The organism is Acidimicrobiales bacterium (assembly GCA_041394245.1).
Lineage (GTDB): Bacteria > Actinomycetota > Acidimicrobiia > Acidimicrobiales > Aldehydirespiratoraceae > JAJRXC01.
Map to the genome: position 1 here is coordinate 330,768 of JAWKIR010000004.1, position 16,647 is coordinate 347,414.

The window sequence follows — 16,647 nt, forward strand, 5'->3', positions numbered from 1 at the left end:
CACGGCCGATGGTTGCCGACAGTCCCGCCGAGAGAATCGCTGCACTTCGCGCCGTGATCGACCGCCATGCCGAGGCGTACTACGAGCGCGATGCTCCCGAGATCCCGGATGCCGACTACGACCGCATGCTGCGCGAGCTCCTCGATCTGGAGGAGGCCCACCCCGAACTGGTGACCCCCGACTCGCCGACACAGCGCATCGGCGGCGACATCAACTCGGCGTTCGCTCCCGTTCGCCATCAGGTCCGGATGATGTCGCTCCACAACGCGTTCGACCTCGACGAGTTGCGATCGTGGAGCGGACGGGTCGAGCGGCGTCTCGAGGGTCGCGCCGTTCCCGAGTACTCGGTGGAGCTGAAGTTCGACGGACTCGCGATCTCGCTCCGCTACGAGAACGGCGTGCTGGTCCAGGGGGCGACCCGCGGCGACGGCGCCGTCGGTGAGGACGTCACCCACAACGTGCGCACCATCGGCGACATCCCGACGACCCTGCCACCGGGCGCGCCTGCGGTGCTCGAGGTCCGGGGCGAGGTCTACATGCGGCTGTCGAGCTTTGCGGCGCTCAACGCCCGCCAGGTCGCCGAGGCGGAGGCGGCAGGCAAGGTGCCGAAGCTCTACGTCAACCCCCGCAACACCGCAGCCGGCTCGCTCCGCCAGATCGATGCTGCGGTCACCGCCGATCGTGAGCTCTCGTTCTTCTGCTACCAACTCGGTGTCGTCGACGGGGCACCGGACCTGCCGACCCACACCGCGACGCTCGAGTGGCTCGGCACGCTCGGCTTCCCGGTCAACGAACACACCGTCACACGAACGTCGATCGAGGACGTGGCCCGAAGGGTCGAGGAACTCAACGCCCGCCGTCACGATCTCGACTACGAATTCGACGGTGTGGTCGTCAAGGTCAACGACCTGCGCCTGCAGAACGAACTCGGCGCCGACGCGAAGGCCCCTCGTTGGGCGATCGCCTACAAGCTGCCGCCGGAGGAACGCACGACCACCCTGCTCGACATCGAGGTGTCGATCGGGCCGAGCGGGCAGGCCACTCCGTTCGCAGTGCTCGATCCCGTCTTCGTCGGCGGGGTCACCGTCGGCACGGCGACGCTGCACAACCAGGATCAGGTCGCGGCCAAGGACGTTCGGCCGGGCGACACCGTGATCGTGCGCCGCGCCGGCGACGTGATCCCCGAAGTCGTCGGTCCTGTCCTGTCCGCACGTGACCCGGCGTCGAAACCGTGGAAGTTCCCGACGAACTGCCCGGTCTGTGGCGAGCCGCTGGTTCGGCCCGCCGGTGTCGCGGCGACCCACTGCGTCAACTTCCACTGTGCGCGCCAGGTGCGGGGGCGTATCGAGCACTGGGCCAGCCGCAACGCGATGGACATCGAGTTCCTCGGCGAGAAGAACGTCGACCGGTTCGTCACCGCCGGCCTGTTGAACGACGTCGCCGATCTCTACTCCCTCGACTTCGACGCGATCCTCGAGATGGACGGGTTCAAGCAGAAGTCCGTCGACAATCTGCGCCACGCGATCGAGGTGTCGAAGGAGAAGCCGCTCGGGAATCTGCTCTTCGGACTCCGTATCCCAGAGATCGGCCAGGTCAACGCGCAGACGCTGGCATCCGCCTTCGGCACGATGGATCGCATCGTCGAGGCGACCGTGGAGGAGCTCGCCGCCGTCGACGGCTTCGGCATGGTGATCGCCGAGGCGGTTCACGCCTGGTTCGCCCAGGACGCGGCACGCGACCTCGTCGATCGACTCGAAGCGGCCGGGCTCACCATGGCGGCTGCTCAGGTCGACGAGACGCTCGAGAAGACGCTCGACGGACAGACCGTGGTCGTCAGCGGCACCCTCGAAGGTTTCACCCGCGACGGCGCCAAGGCGGCGATCGTCGCCCGCGGGGGGAAGTCGCCGGGCAGCGTGAGCAAGAAGACGTTGGCCCTGGTGATCGGCGGCGATCCCGGCGCGTCGAAGGTGACCAAGGCCGAGGAGGCCGGAGTGCCGATCATCGACGAGGCCGCGTTCGTCCACCTGCTCGAAACCGGAACGCTGCCAGAAGGGATCGGATCATGACCTACACGACCGCCGTCAAGGAGTTCAGCGACGCCTGCCACGACGGCAACAACCCGGCGACCCCACAGTTGATGGACGCGGCTGCCGTCGCGTTCGTCGTGGAGATGGTCAACGACGAGTTGGAGGAACTTCGTGAGGCGACCGACATCGCCGAGCAGGCCGATGCGTTGGTCGACGCGATCTACTACATCTGCGACACGGCGGTCCGCCACGGCATGAACCTCGATCGGATCTTCGACATCGTCCACGGGGCCAACATGCAAAAGGTGGTCGACGGACGCGTGATCCGCCGCGACGACGGCAAGATCCTCAAGCCGGAGGGGTGGCAGGATCCGGGCCCGATCCTGCTCGACGAACTCAACCGCCAGCGGATCGAAGGAAGTTGGGAGCGACCAACTCGATGACTCTCTCGCTCGACCCGGTGGCACTCAGAGATCTCTCGACCGCGGAGCTGCTCGCGACCGGCGGCGATTCCCGCCACACGCCGGGCGCGAGCGGTCGCAACCGCTATGGCAACACCTACACGCCGGAGCGGGGCCTGCTGACCTTCGGCTCGTGTACCTCGTCCACGCTCTCGGTCGATGCGTTCGCTGCGGCCGAGCGGTTGCACGGGTGGTTGGGGGCCCTCGAGCCGGCCCTGATCGACCGGGCCCTCGACGACCTCTACGAGCGGGTGCGGATCGAGATCGTCGCCAACGTCTCGATGACGAACGCGGAGACGATGGACGTCGTCATCACGCCCTCGGGCACCGACGCCGAGCTGATCGCCCTTCTCGTCTGCATGGGCGAGCGGCCCCTCACCAGCGTCGTCGTCGGCGCTCCCGAGGCGGGATCGGGTACGGCGCTGGCGGCTGCCGGCCGGCACTTCGACACCTCCACCCCGTCGGGGCGTCCCGCCGTGGTCGGGGAGCCGATCGACGCCCGAATCGCCGATCGGGTCCGCACGGTGTTCGTCGGTGTCCGCGACACCCACGGGTCTCCGAGGGACGAGGACGAACTCGACGACGAGGTCCGTGCCGTCGCCCGGCAGGCCATCGCCGAGGGTCGAGACGTCCTGCTCCACGTCATCGCCCACAGCAAGACGGGCGTCCACGCGCCGTCATTGTCGACCGTGCACGAGTTGGTCGCCGCCCATCCCGACCGCGTCGACGTGGTGATCGATGCAGCACAGGGGCGGTTCAGTCGGCGCGGACTGCGCGAGTCGCTTGCTCGCGGGTATGTGACCATGACCACCGGGTCGAAGTTCTTCGGCGGTCCGCCGTTCGCCGGCGCGGTGCTCGTGCCACACGTGCCGGGCCGTCGCGATCTCGGTATCGACGCCTTTCCCGACGGGTTCAGCGACTACTTCACCCCGGCGATGATGCCGCAGTCGTGGGTCGGCGCGCGTGCGTCACTCGACGAGTCGTCGAACGTCGGGCTTCTCCTGCGATGGTGGGCTGCGCTCGCCGAGATCCGTGACTACTACTCGGTCCCAGCCCAGCTCCGGCTCGAGGTGCTGCGCCACGTGCAGACCACCTTCCCGGCCAGGATCGCGGCGTCCGAGCACCTCGATCTCGACGCCGTGCCGCCACCGCTCGTCGAGAACGACGTCGCCCGCCTGCTGGAGTCGAAGACCACCGTCTTCCCGTTCACCTGTCGTGGGCGCGATGGCGTCCTCCTCGAGAGTGACGAGCTCCGTCGTCTGCAGCTCGCCATGCGCGACCCGATCGCCCCCACGCCCGGAGGACCACCGGTCCCGGCCGCGATCGCCGGTCTGCGCGCGGAGATGGGCCAGCCGGTGTCGCTCGGTGGCGCCTCGTCTCCGTCGGTGCTGCGCTTCGCCGTCGGCGCCCGCGAGATCATCCGGACCTGTGTCATGTCGGCGACCGGCGCCACCTTCGGTGATCGACTCGATGCGCTGACCGACGACATCACCCGGACGGTGCAGAAGCTGGATCACCTCGTCGGACGGGTCGGCGGCGACCGGAGCGCTTCGTGAACGACGGAGCGTGGCATCGTCGGCCCAGCGACGACGAGATCGGCCGAGTGGTCGACGACGCCCGCCGTCAGGGGCTGATCGGCGAGCTCGACACGGCGGTGCTCTTCCACGATCTCGACCTCCTCGAAGCGCGTCTCGACGAGCTCGCAGCGGCGTTTCCACCAGCGACCCTGCACTCGATCGCCATGAAGGCGAACCCGCTGGTCGAGGTGTTGAAGGTCGTCGTCGAGCGAGGGTGTGGCCTCGAGGCCGCGTCGTTCGAAGAGGTCAAGCTCGCGCTCGCCGCCGGCTGCCCGCCCGACCGGATCGTCTTCGACTCGCCTGCGAAGACCGTTCCCGAGTTGCGCGCCGCGCTGGAGTTCGGCATCCGGATCAACGCCGACAACTTCGTCGAACTCGATCGGATCATCGAGCTCCGACCCGACGACTCCACGTCGATCGTCGGGCTCCGCGTCAACCCGATGGTGGGCGCCGGGACGATCCCGATGACGAGTGTGGCCGGACGCGGATCCCGCTTCGGCATCGGTGTCGACGATGTGCTGGAGGGACTCGTCCCGCGGGCCGCCGATCATCCGTGGATCCGATGCCTGCACCATCACGTGGGGTCACAAGGGATCTCGCTCGAGGCGCACGCGGCCGCGGCGGCGGCCACCGCTGCGCTTCGAGACCGGCTCCACGACGCGCTCGGGCGCCACCAATTCGACATCGTCGACATCGGCGGCGGCGCGACCACCGACTACACCGGCGAGGGCGCGACCGATCCGGTGGCCTTCGCTGCCGCGGTGCGAGCAGCTGCGCCGAGCCTGTTCGACACCGACACGACGCTGGTCACCGAGTTCGGCCGGGCCATCCAGGCCAATTGCGGGTGGGCCATCTCGACGGTCGAGTACGTCAAGGAGACCCCCGACGGCCCCATCGCGGTCCTGCATCTCGGTGCCGACTTCCTCCTGCGACCCGTGTACCAGTCCGAACACTGGCGCCATCGCTTCAGCACGATCGGCACGCCGTCGACCGGGACCGCCGACTGGACGGTCAGCGGACCGTTGTGTTTCGCCGGCGACATCACATCCCGTTCGGCTGATCTCGGCCCGGTCGCACCAGGCGACACCGTGGTGATCCACGATGTCGGCGCCTACACACTCGCCATGTGGTCGCGGCACTGCAGTCGCGGGATCCCGCTGGTTCTGGGGCACCGGGCCGACCCGACCGGCGCCACCCGTTTCGACCTGTTGCGGGCCCGTGAAACAGCCGACGACATCGTCACGTTCTGGTCGGCCCGGCCGTTCGCTCCCCGGTGACCTCGACCGGATTTGTCCCGGGGGGAGTCGGGCACCACGCTGTCGGATCATGATCGAAGCAATTTGTTGGGATGTCGGCGGTGTGTTCTCGGGTCGTCCGGTCGACGCCATCGCGTCGGTGGCGGCAGAGCACGACCTGGATGCCGATGCCGTCTTCGCTGCGATCTTCGGGCCCTATCACCTCGACGGTGACCACTCCTGGCATCGGGTGGAGCGCGGCGAGATCCCGCTCGCGGAGGCGTGGGGCGACATCGAAGCGTCGATCGCCGAGTTCGGGATCGAGCTCTCCCTCGCCGACTTCTTCCGCCGATTCGGCGACGACCCCCACGACCGCACCATCGTCACCGAGACGGTCCTCGAGCTGCACGGACGCGGTATCGCCATGGGCATCATCACCAACAACGTCAAGGAGTTCTCCGAGTCAGAGGGAGGAGGGTGGCGAACGCTGGTGCCGATGGAGGTGATGTCCGTCGTCGTCGACTCCTCGGCCGTCGGCCTGCGCAAGCCCGACCCGGCCATCTACCAGCACGCGCTGGCGGAGCTCGGCGTCGCGGCGGCCGACACCGTTTTCCTCGACGACATGGTGGCCAACGTCGAGGCGGCGAGAGCGATCGGGATGCACGGGATCGTCGTCGACGACCCCGTTCCCGCGATGGCGGAACTGCGGGCGTTGGTCGACCGGCTCAGTTGACCGTGAACGCCCACTCGACATCGGCGAGCTCGCCGGGGCGTTGGATGTTCTCGATCGTGATCCGAACACAGTTGTCGTCGGGCGACAGCGCAGTGACGGGCAGGCCGTCGCCGGGTTGGTAGACGAACAGGTTGACACCATCGGTCGGGCGCACGAAGTCGACGAGCTCCACGGGTTCGAGGCATCGCGCATCGGGTGAGATCGTGAACGACCGCACGACGTAGCCCGGCTCGAGATCGATACCGACCTGTTGCTGCTGGAGGACCTCGTCGCCCCGTTCGGGGATGAGCGCCTCGACCCCGGGAATCCGCAACGCGGCATCGGGCGGATCGGACCGACCGATCAGGCCTGCGCCGACGAACATGCTGATCCCGGCGATGAGGAGTGCGGCGAAGATCAGGTATTGCTTGCGGCCCATGGACTGATCCTGCCAGATGAACGACCGCTACCTCGGGCTGGGGGAGCCACCGTCGGTGGTCGAGGTGCTTGTACGTTGTCAGCGATGGCCACCAACAACTCCGATGCCGAGATCGGTCGCGTCCTCGGTGGGCGCTACCGGATCATCGCCCCCATCGGGGTCGGTGCGTCGGCGCGCGTGTACCTGGCCGACGACATCACGCTGCGTCGCCGCGTCGCGGTCAAGGTCCTCCACGAGGCGCTGGCCGCCGACGACAGTTTCCTGCGCCGCTTCCGGGCCGAGGCCCAGGCGGCTGCCTCGCTGAACCATCCCCATGTCCTGGGGGTCTACGACTGGGGCAACGACGACGTCCCGTACCTCGTCAGTGAGTATCTGGGTGGCGGCAGTCTCCAGTCGATGCTCGATGCCGGGCACCGACTCACCGTGTCACAAGGGCTCCTCGTCGGACTCGAGGCCGCTCGGGGCCTCGAATACGCCCATGCCCAGGGTCTCGTGCATCGCGACATCAAACCGGCCAACCTCCTGTTCGGTGAGGGAGGTCGACTCCGCATCGCCGACTTCGGGCTGGCCCGGGCCCTGGCCGAGGCCGGATGGACGGAGCCCGACGGCTCGATGGTCGGCACCGCTCGTTACGCGGCCCCCGAGCAGGCCCGTGGCGAACGCGTCGGTCCGCCCGCCGACGTGTACGCGCTCGCCCTGCTCGTGAACGAAGCCGTGAGCGGCGAGTTGCCCTTCGCGGCCGACACGACGATCGCAACCCTGATGGCGCGGGCCGAGAAGCCCTTCGAGCCGAGTGCCGAGCTCGGGCCGCTCGCCGCGACGCTGCGCAGGGCCGGGGTGCTCGATCCGGCCGAACGCCCCACTGCCGGTGAGTTCGTGCGGGGGTTCATGGAGGCGGCAGAGGATCTCCCGAGGCCGTCGATGTTGCCGCTCGTCGGTCCGGTCATCGACGAGGCCGGGGGCGACCGCACCCGGCTGGTGGCGCACGGGTCGTCGGCCGCACCGTCGACACCCGGACCCGCCGCGCCCGCAGAGGACGATGGTGTCACCGGACGTTGGCCGTGGCTGGTCGTGGCCGTCCTCGCGCTGATCGCCGCCGTCGTCGGTGGCTTCATCGCCTTCCGCAACAGCCAGCCGACGACGCACGAGGTGCCCGAGTTGGTGGGAGCGAGCGCCGACGACGCCGCTTCGGCCGCGACCGAGTTCGGGTGGCTCCTGAGCCTCGACGAGATCCGCCGCGACGGTACGACGGCGGGCGAGGTGCTCGAAACCGATCCGGTCGCCGGAGTCGATCTCGAGGAGGGCGAGATCCTCCTGGTTATCGTTTCGGGCGGCGAGGAGCTCATCCCCGTCCCGAACCTCGTCGGGCTGACCCAGGAGGACGCTGCCGCCCGTCTCGAGGCCGTCGGGCTGCGGGTGGGCGAGGTCAGCACGAGCGAGAGCGAGACGATCGCCGAGGGCAGCGTGATCGAGGTGCTGCTCGGCCCGGGCCAGACCGAGGCCGAGCCGAATGAGGCGATCGATCTGCTGATCTCCGAGGGGCCGATGTCGCGGGCCGTTCCCGATCTGCCCGAATCCGGCGACGCCGAGGAGGCCCGCGAGCGCCTGCTCAATCTGCGACTGGTTCCCGCGGAGCAGACCGAGTACTCGACCGACGTGCCGGAAGGGTCGGTCATCAGGTTCGAACCGTCGTCGGGTGCGGTCGTCGACGTCGATCAGGTCGTCACGGTGTTCATCTCGCTCGGCCCGGAGCCGATCGAGGTGCCGCAGTTGGCCGGCCTCGACGTTTCCGAAGCCGACCAAGAACTCCGTGCCCTCGGGTTCGTGGTCGAGATCGAGGGCAACACTGCCCTGCCCGTCCTCTTCACCACACCGCGGGCAGGCGAGCTCCACCTGCCCGGCACCCGGATCACGATCGTCACCGAACCGCCCGGCTGAGGTCGGATCAGTGCGCCGTGACGGAGTCGATCCGGTGGGCGATCTCGCGCGTCAGCGACGCCGCCTCGGAGTCGCCCGACGGCGGGGCTGCCATTCCTGCGAGGCCGAGGATCTTCGATGAATCGCCGGTGAGCTTCACCTGGCCTCCGAGGAGCGCGCCCAGGATGGCCTGGGGATCCCGGTCGACGAAGAGGGTGCGGGCGAGTTCGTAACGGACCTCGACCTGGAAGTCGCTGTTGTCGAGATGGCCCTGGTCGAGCGAGATCGTCCCGCCGGTCGTGTCGACGTGGCCATGGATGGTCGGTTCCTCGAACGGGGCCTCGGTGACGGTGACGTTGGCCCGGATGGCGACCTCGGTGGGGCCGACGCGGTCGCGGTACTCGTCGCGGATCGCCGCGACGGCGAGGATCCATTCGGGGCTGAGGAAGGGGTACGCGCTCACGATCGGCACGATAACCGGCCGCAGCGTCCGCGCTTCGGCTGCGTATCCTCGTCTGCATGTCTGAACGCATCACCCGGGACGATGTCGAGCACGTCGCCCGGCTGGCCCGACTCGATCTGACGGCCGACGAGATCGAGCTCTTCACCGGCCAACTCGGCGACATTCTCGAGCACGCAGCCGACATCGAGGCGCTCGACGTCGGCGACATCCCGCCCACATCGCACCCGCTTCCGATCGTCAACGTCATGCGAGCCGACCGCGTCGTGCCATCGGCCGACCGCGAGGAGGTGCTCGCCCAGGCACCGTCGGCCGAGGCCGGCCGGTTCCGTGTGCCGCCCGTGCTGGGGGAGGAGCCGTGAGCGCCCGGGCGATCACCGCCGCGGTGCGAGCCGGCGAGCGGTCGGCGGTGGAGGTGCTCGACGAGCACCTCGGGCGGATCGAGGCGCGAGACGGTGAGATCCATGCGTTCAACATCGTGACCGCCGACGAGGCCCGTGCGCAGGCCGAAGCCGTCGACGAAGCCGTCGCCGCCGGCCGCGACCTCGGACCACTTGCGGGTGTCCCCATCGCCCTGAAGGACAACATGTGCACCCGGGGGATCCCGACCACGTGCTCGTCGCGGATTCTCGAGGGATGGCGGCCGCCCTACGACGCCACGGTCGTCACTCGCCTGCGCGAGGCCGGTGCCGTGATCGTCGGCAAGACCAACCTCGACGAGTTCGCCATGGGTTCGTCGACCGAGAACTCGGCGTTCGGGCCGACCCGGAACCCGCTCGACACGACCCGGGTGCCCGGAGGCTCCAGCGGTGGCTCGGCGGCGTCGGTCGCAGCGGGGTTCTCCTCGCTGGCGATCGGGAGCGACACCGGCGGTTCGATCCGGCAACCCGCCGCGTTCTGCGGTCTCGTCGGGATGAAGCCGACCTATGGCGCCGTGAGCCGCTACGGGCTCATCGCGTTCGCCTCGTCGCTGGATCAGATCGGGCCGTTCGCGGCCGACGTCGCCGATGCCGCCCTGATGTTCGACGTCATCGCCGGCCACGACCCGCTCGACTCCACCTCGATTGCGGATTTCGAGCCCGGCGCCACGGCCGCGCTCGGTCGGGGTGTCGATGGGTTGCGGGTCGGTGTCGTGCGTGAGCTGTTCGGCGGCGAAGGGTCTGTCGACGGTCTGTCACCCGACGTCATCGCGCGCACCGAGGAGGCTGTCGACGCCCTCGAAGCGGCCGGGGCGACCATCGAGGAGATCTCGGTCCCCTCGAGCACCCTTGGTCTCAGCGCCTACTACCTGGTGGCGCCGGCCGAAGCGTCGAGCAATCTCGCCCGCTACGACGGCGTGCGCTACGGCCTGCGGGTCGACGCCCCCACGACCGGCGAGATGAACACCGCCACCCGCACGGCCGGCTTCGGTCCCGAGGTGAAGCGACGGATCATGCTCGGTACCTACGCCCTGTCGGCGGGCTACTACGACGCCTTCTACGGCAAGGCCCTGAAGGTCCGCACGATGATGATGAGGGAGTTCGCCGCCGCCTACGAGCGGGTCGACGTGTTGATCACCCCGACGGCGCCGACCACCGCCTTCCCGTTGGGGGAGCGCACCGCCGACCCGATGACCATGTACGTCAACGACGTCTGCACCATTCCCTCCAACCTGACCGGGCAGCCGGCGATCTCGGTGCCGTTCGGCGTCGGCACCGACGGCCTGCCCGTCGGCGTGCAGGTGCTCGCACCCGCCCTGGACGACGATCTGACGTTCCAAGTCGCCGCCGTACTCGAGGCCGCCGCCGGAGGTGCACGATGACCGACTTCTCCGCCGCTGCGGCAACCGCCGAGACACCGATCGAGCCGACCCTTCCCGACGGGTGGGAGCTGATCGTCGGCCTGGAGGTCCACGTCGAGCTCGACACCGCCACCAAGCTCTTCTGCGGCTGTGCGAACCAGTTCGGATCCGAGCCCAACACCAACGTGTGCCCGACGTGTCTCGGCCTGCCGGGTTCGTTGCCGGTGATGAACGGGCGTGCCGTCGAGCTCGCGATGATCCTGGGCCGTGCCCTCGGCTGCGATGTCAACCGTTCGGTGATGGCCCGCAAGAACTACTTCTACCCGGACATGCCGAAGGACTTCCAGACGACCCAATACGACCAGCCGACCAACTCCGACGGTCGCATGGTCCTGAGCGACGGCTTCGTCGTGGGGATCGAACGGGCGCACATCGAGGAGGACACCGGAAAGTCGACCCACGTCGGCGGCGGCGGGCGGATCAACGACGCGCTCTACTCGCTGGTCGACTACAACCGCGCCGGCGTTCCCCTGGTCGAGATCGTCAGCAGACCCGACATCCGCACCATCGAGCACGCGAAGGCCTATGTCGAAGAGCTGAGGGGAATCCTCCTGGCCACGGGCGTGTCCGACGCTCGCATGGAAGAGGGATCGATGCGCGTCGACGCCAACGTCTCGGTCCGCCCCCACGGCTCCGACGAGCTGCGCACGCGGTGCGAGATCAAGAACATCAACTCGGTGCGATCGCTGGGCCGAGCCATCGAGTTCGAGGCGCGGCGCCACATCGATCTCTGGACCGGCGGCGATGCTCCGCATCAGGAGACGCGCCACTGGGACGAGGAGGGCGGGCGCACCCGGGCCGGCCGGTCGAAAGAAGACGCCGACGACTATCGCTACTTCCAGGAACCGGATCTGGTTCCGCTCGAGCCGAGCCCGGAGGTCATCGCCGCGATCGACGCGGCGATGCCGCCGCTGCCATCGGCTCGACGAGCCGCGCTCACCGATGCGACCGGGGCGGGCCCCGACACCGTCGGACTCCTCGTCGAGCGGGGGCAGGACACGCTGGCCCTCGATGCGATCGCCGCAGGGGCCGACGCCGAGAAGGTCGTCACCCGGCTGGTCAACGACCTCGCGCTCGACGATTGGTCGCGGGTCACCGCGTCGTCGCTCGCCGCGCTGATCGAGATGGAGTCGACGGGCGAGCTCACTGCCACCCAGGCAAAGCAGGTCCTCGCCGATCTGGCCGAGAAGGGTGGCGAACCAGCCGCGCATGCCGATGCACGCGGTTTCGAGGCGATGGACACCGGCGAGCTCGAGACGCTCGTCGATCGACTGATCGCCGACAACTCAGCGGAGTGGGCGCGGTTCACGACGGGTGACGACGGCGATCGAAAGAAGATGCAGGGCTTCTTCACCGGCCAGATCATGAAGGCCACGCAGGGTCAGGCCGACGGGAAGGCCGTCGCCGAGATCCTCGATCGCAAGGCCGGTAGCTGAGTCCGGGAACCAGCGCCGGCACGACGACGTCTGATCGGTATGTCTCCTCGTCGTACGCGCCCCGTTCTCCTCGGTCTCCTGGTCGCCATGGTGTTGGGTGCTGCGGCCTGCGGCGACGCGACCACCGACGTGGGCACACCGACCACAACGGCACCGGGCGACCCTGCGCCTGCAGGGCCGGTACCGCAGATCGTCGGCGGCGGCTACTCGTTCGGAGAGTGCAGCGAACTCTGTGTGGGTGAACTGCAGATCTCGGGAACCGAGGTACGTATCGAACGACGTTCCTGGGACCGTTCGCTGTCGGTGGTCGCCACCGGCCGGCTGAGCGACGATGCCCGCAACCGACTCGACACGATGCAGGCCGCGTTGAGCGGCACACCGCTCGACGACGTGTACGGCTGCCCCGACTGTGCCGACGGTGGCGCGGCCTGGATCGACCTCGTGCCGGTCGCCGGCGCGCGCCGTGTCACCTACGAGTTCGGCGCGGCACCCGACGTGCTGTCCGACTGGGAGGCATTCCGTCGCGGGGTGAGCGACGCGCTCGCCGCTTGCGAGAGCAGTGCCGTCATCGCGGTCGGCACCGACTGCGTCACCGAACCCGCAGCGCCCGTCGCCGAGCCCTTCGGGGTCGTGCGGGGCGGCTTCTCCTTCGGGATGTGCTTCGGGTACTGCTTCACCGAGATCGAGATCGACGGGACCGACGTGCAACTGACCCGTCGGGCCTGGGACGACATCTCCGATGGAGAGTTCCCCGATCAGATCGTCATCGGCGAGCTGACCGACGTGGGTCGTGCGCGACTCGACGATCTCGAGGCCGGTCTCGCGGCCGAGGCCCTGCAGGAGACCTACGGCTGCCCCGACTGCGCCGACGGCGGATCGGGCTGGGTCGTGGTGCGCGACGCGACAGGCGAACGACGGTCGACGTTCGAGTACGCCACCCCGCCGGACGCGCTGGTCGACGTCGACGCGCTGTTGCAGGAGTGGATCGCGACATTGCGCGAGTGCGGGACCGACCTCGACCTCGCGAGTTCGCCAGACTGTGTTCCCGCGATCGACCCAGGCTGATCAGCGGCGGGTCGCACCCGTGACCATCCAGGCGTCGCCTCGGAAGCGGGCGAGCAGGGTCACGGCCCGGGTGAGGATCCACGCGTGGAGCGCGACCCAGAGCCAGCCGATACCGGCGTCGAGTTGGAGAACGAGCAGGCCGCCTCCGATCAGCACGACCGCGGCCGCCCACATCGCCCAGGCGAGGTAGCGGAGATCGCCGGCGCCGATGAGCACCCCGTCCAGAGCGAACACCACACCGGCGACCGGCTGCGAGACGGCGACGTGGATGAGGAGGAACGATGCGAGGCCGAGCACGGCGGCGTCCTCGGTGAAGATGTGGGGGAGCAGCGGCGACGTCGCCAGCAGCACGAGTCCGAGGACCAGCCCGGCGACGACGCCCCATTGCGTCATCCGGCGCCCGAGGGCGCAGGCGCGTTGCGCGTTGCCGCTCCCGAGCTCTCTGCCGATCATCGCCTGGGCCGCGATGGCGATCGCGTCGAGGGTGAGGGCCAGCAGGTTCCAGATCTCGAAGGCGATCTGGTGAGCGGCGAGATCGTCGTCGCCGATGCGAGCGGCGACCGCGAGCGTGACCGTGAGGCTGCCGCGGAGCGCCGCAGTGCGCACGAAGAGGTGGAACCCGTCGCCCGCGAGCTCACGGATGACTCCGGCATCGGGCCGGAGGGTGACGTGATGGGCTGCCACCGCAGTTCGGATCCAGACGACGAAGACGGCGGCCGCGACCCATTGTGCGACGACGGTGCTGAGGGCCGACGCTCCGATGCCCTGGTCGAACCCGTAGATGAGCACCAGCTCGAGCACGAGGTTGACCACGGCGCTGCCGAGGGCCACGTAGAAGGGTCGAGTGGTGTCCTGCAACCCGCGCAGGTAGCCGACCCCGGCGAGGCCGATGAGCATGGCCGGGACGCCGAACATCGAGATCCGGAGATACACCTCGGCATTGGTCGCGACCTCGCCCTCGCCGCCGAGCAGACCGATCAGGGTGGGTCCGAAGACCAGACCGGCCACGAGGAGACCGCAGCCGACGATTGCGGCGAGCCACAGGGACTGGACGGCCTGGTGCGCGGCGCGCCGGTGCTCGCCCGCGCCGAGCAGGCGGGAGACGGCCGAGGTCGTGCCGTAGGCGAGGAAGATGAACACCGCATGGCTGATCAGGAGCAGTGACGACGCCAGGGCGAGGCCGCCGAGCTGTGGTGTGCCGATCCGGCCGACGACGGCGGTGTCGGCGAGGATGTAGAGCGGCTCGGCGATCAGGGCGCCGAGCGCCGGCACGGCGAGGCGGAGGATCTCGCGGTCCGTCGGCGTCCATCGGATCCCGCGCATGCCGCAGGCTACGGGCCGTTCGACTCAGGCGCCACGAAACCCCGTTGGTACGGTTGTGCGGCGAGGAGATGGGGAATGGCCGAGCCGGCACCGGGGGATCGGAATCGCACGACCGTGCGGAGCGACGCGCCCCCCGCACCACAGTCCCGACGCCACATTCCGGCGCTCGACGGGCTGCGGGGCGTGGCCGTCATCGCCGTCGTCGTCTACCACCTCTGGCCCGATCTCCTGCCCGGTGGTTGGCTCGGCGTCGGCCTGTTCTTCACCCTGAGCGGGTTCCTCGTGATCGGCCTCCTGGTCGACGATCTCGCCGACGGCGGGGTCGACTACGGGCGCTTCTACCGCCGCCGGGTGCGGCGGCTGCTCCCGGCCGCGCTCGTCACGATCCTGGTGGTGGTCGTGTGGTCGGCGACCACGGACGCGACGATCCGTGATTCGGTGACACGCGACGGCTTCTGGGCGGTGCTCAACCTCGCCAACTGGAACCAGATGGCCGATGCCGGCGGCTACGCGGCGATCTTCGATCAGACGGCTCGCCCGCTGGGTCACATGTGGTCGTTGGCGATCGAGGAGCAGTTCTACCTGACCATCCCGTTGCTGATCGGCCTGACCCGCCGCCCGGCGGCGGTCGTCGGTGGTGGCTTCGTGGTGGCCGCAGCGGCTCACGTGCTCTGGTGGGGGACGACGGACGCGTACCTCGCCACCCCGGTCCGTATCGCCGAGATCCTCGCCGGCGGCGCGCTGGCGATCGCGATCCGGCGCCGGCCCTCGGTCGCTCGCATCGGCATCGTCTGGCCGCTGGCGCTCGTGGTCGGCGCGGTTGCGACAGCGACCGTGGGCGAGTCGGAGGCCATCGTCACCCGCGGGTTCCCGGCACTCATCTCGCTGGCCTGGGTGGGCCTGATCGCTGCGTGTCTCGGGTCGGGAATCCTGGCCCGGGCGATGGCCGATCCGCTGCTGCGGTGGGTCGGCATGCGCTCCTATGCGATCTACCTCATCCACTGGCCGCTCATCGAGCTGACCGACTGGAACGGCCCGCTCGTGATCGCGGTGACGCTGCTGCTCGCGGAGGTGTCGTATCGGATGATCGAGGACCCGATCCGGCGCGCCCGAGTGGTCTCTCGTCCGCTCCTGGTGCTGCTCGGCACGTCACTGGTGGCGGCCGTGGGCCTCGGGGTCGCCTCCGCCGCGATCGAGGAGGATTCGTTCCTCGTCGAGGCCGGGTTCGCCGACGAGCTCCCGGACTGGTTCGCCGACGCACCGGTCGTGGCCGCCGCAATCCAGGAGAATCCCGACTCCGAGAGGCCCGCTCCGCTGCCGTCCGAGCCGCCGCCGTCGTCGGCTTCGGGGACCCCGAGCGTTGCCGCGAGCGAGGAAGCCGTCGAGATTCCGTCGACCACAGCCGTTCCGACGACCACGACGGTGAAGATCGTCGTTCCGCCGGTCGTGGTCGTGCTGGGCGACTCGACGGCGACCCAGATCGCCGCCGGGCTGCGGGAGCGGGCCGACGCGACACGCGAGCTCGCGGTGGTGGACCGGACGACATCGGGATGCTCCGCGCTCATCGACGAGCTCGTCGCGTGGCGCCGCTACCGCCTGTCGTACGGCTACCTCGGCGAGTTCTCCTTCGACGCGCCGTGTCGGGTCGGGCTCGACGACACCGGGGTGCGTGCCGACCTCGCCGTGATCATCGACCACGGATCGGTGATGGCCGACCACGAGCGCCCCGACGGCACGTGGGCCTCGATCCTCGACCCCGAGGTGCAGGACGACCTGCGGCTCATCTATCGGACGCGCATCGCCGAGGCCCGGGCCCGCGGCACCCTGCTCGCACTCACCACGGCGCCGGCCATCGACGACCCGTCGGGCCTCATCGGCGACATGGACGACCCGGCACGGCTGGCCGTCTACAACGACATCGTGCGGGAGCTGGCCGCCGAGTCGCCCGGCGTCGTCCTCCTCGATCTCGGGCAGATCCTCGACGCCGCCCGATCGGAAGGGACCTACAGCCGCCCGGATGGGCTGCATCTCGACCTCCCCGGGGCCGAGTTGTTCGCCGAGCGGGTGCTGGTGCCGGCCCTGCTCGAGATGGCCGGGTCCAGAGCGGGCTGATCCTCGCGCGGCCACTAGCGTGTGGAACGCCGTGATCCGCCAC

Annotated in this window: 14 protein-coding genes; 11 read left to right on the forward strand and 3 right to left on the reverse strand. The window is 69.2% G+C overall.

Annotated features, from left to right (window positions below; translation table 11 throughout):
• Positions 1-8 precede the first annotated feature (8 nt).
• From ligA to R2707_20370, 5 genes are read left to right on the forward strand one after another with little or no spacing between them, the layout of a single operon-like run.
• Positions 9-2,066 (forward strand): NAD-dependent DNA ligase LigA, encoded by a 2,058-nt coding sequence (gene ligA, locus R2707_20350; protein MEZ5247451.1) that lies wholly within the window; start codon positions 9-11, stop codon positions 2,064-2,066.
• Positions 2,063-2,470: a hypothetical protein gene (locus tag R2707_20355; GenBank protein ID MEZ5247452.1), complete on the forward strand. Its 408-nt coding sequence runs from the start codon at positions 2,063-2,065 to the stop codon at positions 2,468-2,470. The genes ligA and R2707_20355 overlap by 4 nt, the downstream gene beginning before the upstream one ends.
• Positions 2,467-4,044: a hypothetical protein gene (locus R2707_20360; protein MEZ5247453.1), complete on the forward strand. Its 1,578-nt coding sequence runs from the start codon at positions 2,467-2,469 to the stop codon at positions 4,042-4,044. Before R2707_20355 ends, R2707_20360 begins: the two co-directional genes overlap by 4 nt.
• Positions 4,041-5,342 (forward strand): diaminopimelate decarboxylase, encoded by a 1,302-nt coding sequence (locus R2707_20365; GenBank protein ID MEZ5247454.1) that lies wholly within the window; start codon positions 4,041-4,043, stop codon positions 5,340-5,342. Before R2707_20360 ends, R2707_20365 begins: the two co-directional genes overlap by 4 nt.
• Positions 5,343-5,391: 49 nt before the next feature.
• Positions 5,392-6,033, forward strand: coding sequence for an HAD family phosphatase (locus tag R2707_20370; GenBank protein MEZ5247455.1), 642 nt, complete (start codon positions 5,392-5,394; stop codon positions 6,031-6,033).
• Here the strand turns inward: R2707_20370 and R2707_20375 are convergent.
• Positions 6,026-6,451 (reverse strand): hypothetical protein, encoded by a 426-nt coding sequence (locus tag R2707_20375; GenBank protein MEZ5247456.1) that lies wholly within the window; start codon positions 6,449-6,451, stop codon positions 6,026-6,028. The genes R2707_20370 and R2707_20375 overlap by 8 nt on opposite strands.
• A gap of 84 nt (positions 6,452-6,535) precedes the next feature.
• On the opposite strand from R2707_20375, the gene R2707_20380 reads away from it, so the two are divergent.
• Positions 6,536-8,389: a PASTA domain-containing protein gene (locus tag R2707_20380; GenBank protein MEZ5247457.1), complete on the forward strand. Its 1,854-nt coding sequence runs from the start codon at positions 6,536-6,538 to the stop codon at positions 8,387-8,389.
• A gap of 7 nt (positions 8,390-8,396) precedes the next feature.
• Here R2707_20380 and R2707_20385 read toward each other — a convergent pair whose 3' ends face one another.
• On the reverse strand, positions 8,397-8,831 hold the full coding sequence (locus R2707_20385) for a hypothetical protein (protein ID MEZ5247458.1): 435 nt from the start codon (positions 8,829-8,831) through the stop codon (positions 8,397-8,399).
• A 56-nt stretch (positions 8,832-8,887) separates the two neighbouring features.
• Between R2707_20385 and gatC the strand changes: the two genes are divergently transcribed.
• From gatC to R2707_20405, 4 genes are read left to right on the forward strand one after another with little or no spacing between them, the layout of a single operon-like run.
• On the forward strand, positions 8,888-9,190 hold the full coding sequence (gene gatC / locus R2707_20390; protein MEZ5247459.1) for an Asp-tRNA(Asn)/Glu-tRNA(Gln) amidotransferase subunit GatC: 303 nt from the start codon (positions 8,888-8,890) through the stop codon (positions 9,188-9,190).
• Entirely contained in the window at positions 9,187-10,629 is a 1,443-nt protein-coding gene (gatA, locus tag R2707_20395) for an Asp-tRNA(Asn)/Glu-tRNA(Gln) amidotransferase subunit GatA (GenBank protein MEZ5247460.1), read from the forward strand. Before gatC ends, gatA begins: the two co-directional genes overlap by 4 nt.
• On the forward strand, positions 10,626-12,104 hold the full coding sequence (gene gatB / locus R2707_20400) for an Asp-tRNA(Asn)/Glu-tRNA(Gln) amidotransferase subunit GatB (protein ID MEZ5247461.1): 1,479 nt from the start codon (positions 10,626-10,628) through the stop codon (positions 12,102-12,104). The genes gatA and gatB overlap by 4 nt, the downstream gene beginning before the upstream one ends.
• Positions 12,105-12,143: 39 nt before the next feature.
• Positions 12,144-13,169, forward strand: a complete 1,026-nt coding sequence (locus tag R2707_20405) for a hypothetical protein (GenBank protein ID MEZ5247462.1) — start codon at positions 12,144-12,146, stop codon at positions 13,167-13,169.
• Here the strand turns inward: R2707_20405 and R2707_20410 are convergent, their stop codons facing one another.
• Positions 13,170-14,492 (reverse strand): MATE family efflux transporter, encoded by a 1,323-nt coding sequence (locus tag R2707_20410; GenBank protein ID MEZ5247463.1) that lies wholly within the window; start codon positions 14,490-14,492, stop codon positions 13,170-13,172.
• Between the two features lie 75 nt (positions 14,493-14,567).
• Here R2707_20410 and R2707_20415 point away from each other — a divergent pair, with 75 nt between their 5' ends.
• Complete coding sequence (locus R2707_20415) at positions 14,568-16,604, forward strand: acyltransferase family protein (GenBank protein ID MEZ5247464.1); 2,037 nt, start codon at positions 14,568-14,570, stop codon at positions 16,602-16,604.
• Positions 16,605-16,647: the final 43 nt, after the last annotated feature.

What these genes read in the sequence shown, in the direction of transcription:
- R2707_20380 (MEZ5247457.1), top strand. Translation starts at nt 6,536, where the DNA reads ATGGCCACCAACAACTCCGATGCCGAGATCGGTCGCGTCCTCGGTGGG.
- R2707_20410 (MEZ5247463.1), bottom strand. Translation starts at nt 14,492, where the DNA reads ATGCGCGGGATCCGATGGACGCCGACGGACCGCGAGATCCTCCGCCTC.
- R2707_20405 (MEZ5247462.1), top strand. Translation starts at nt 12,144, where the DNA reads ATGTCTCCTCGTCGTACGCGCCCCGTTCTCCTCGGTCTCCTGGTCGCC.
- gatB (MEZ5247461.1), top strand. Translation starts at nt 10,626, where the DNA reads ATGACCGACTTCTCCGCCGCTGCGGCAACCGCCGAGACACCGATCGAG.
- R2707_20370 (MEZ5247455.1), top strand. Translation starts at nt 5,392, where the DNA reads ATGATCGAAGCAATTTGTTGGGATGTCGGCGGTGTGTTCTCGGGTCGT.
- R2707_20360 (MEZ5247453.1), top strand. Translation starts at nt 2,467, where the DNA reads ATGACTCTCTCGCTCGACCCGGTGGCACTCAGAGATCTCTCGACCGCG.
- R2707_20375 (MEZ5247456.1), bottom strand. Translation starts at nt 6,451, where the DNA reads ATGGGCCGCAAGCAATACCTGATCTTCGCCGCACTCCTCATCGCCGGG.
- R2707_20415 (MEZ5247464.1), top strand. Translation starts at nt 14,568, where the DNA reads ATGGCCGAGCCGGCACCGGGGGATCGGAATCGCACGACCGTGCGGAGC.
- ligA (MEZ5247451.1), top strand. Translation starts at nt 9, where the DNA reads ATGGTTGCCGACAGTCCCGCCGAGAGAATCGCTGCACTTCGCGCCGTG.
- gatC (MEZ5247459.1), top strand. Translation starts at nt 8,888, where the DNA reads ATGTCTGAACGCATCACCCGGGACGATGTCGAGCACGTCGCCCGGCTG.
- R2707_20355 (MEZ5247452.1), top strand. Translation starts at nt 2,063, where the DNA reads ATGACCTACACGACCGCCGTCAAGGAGTTCAGCGACGCCTGCCACGAC.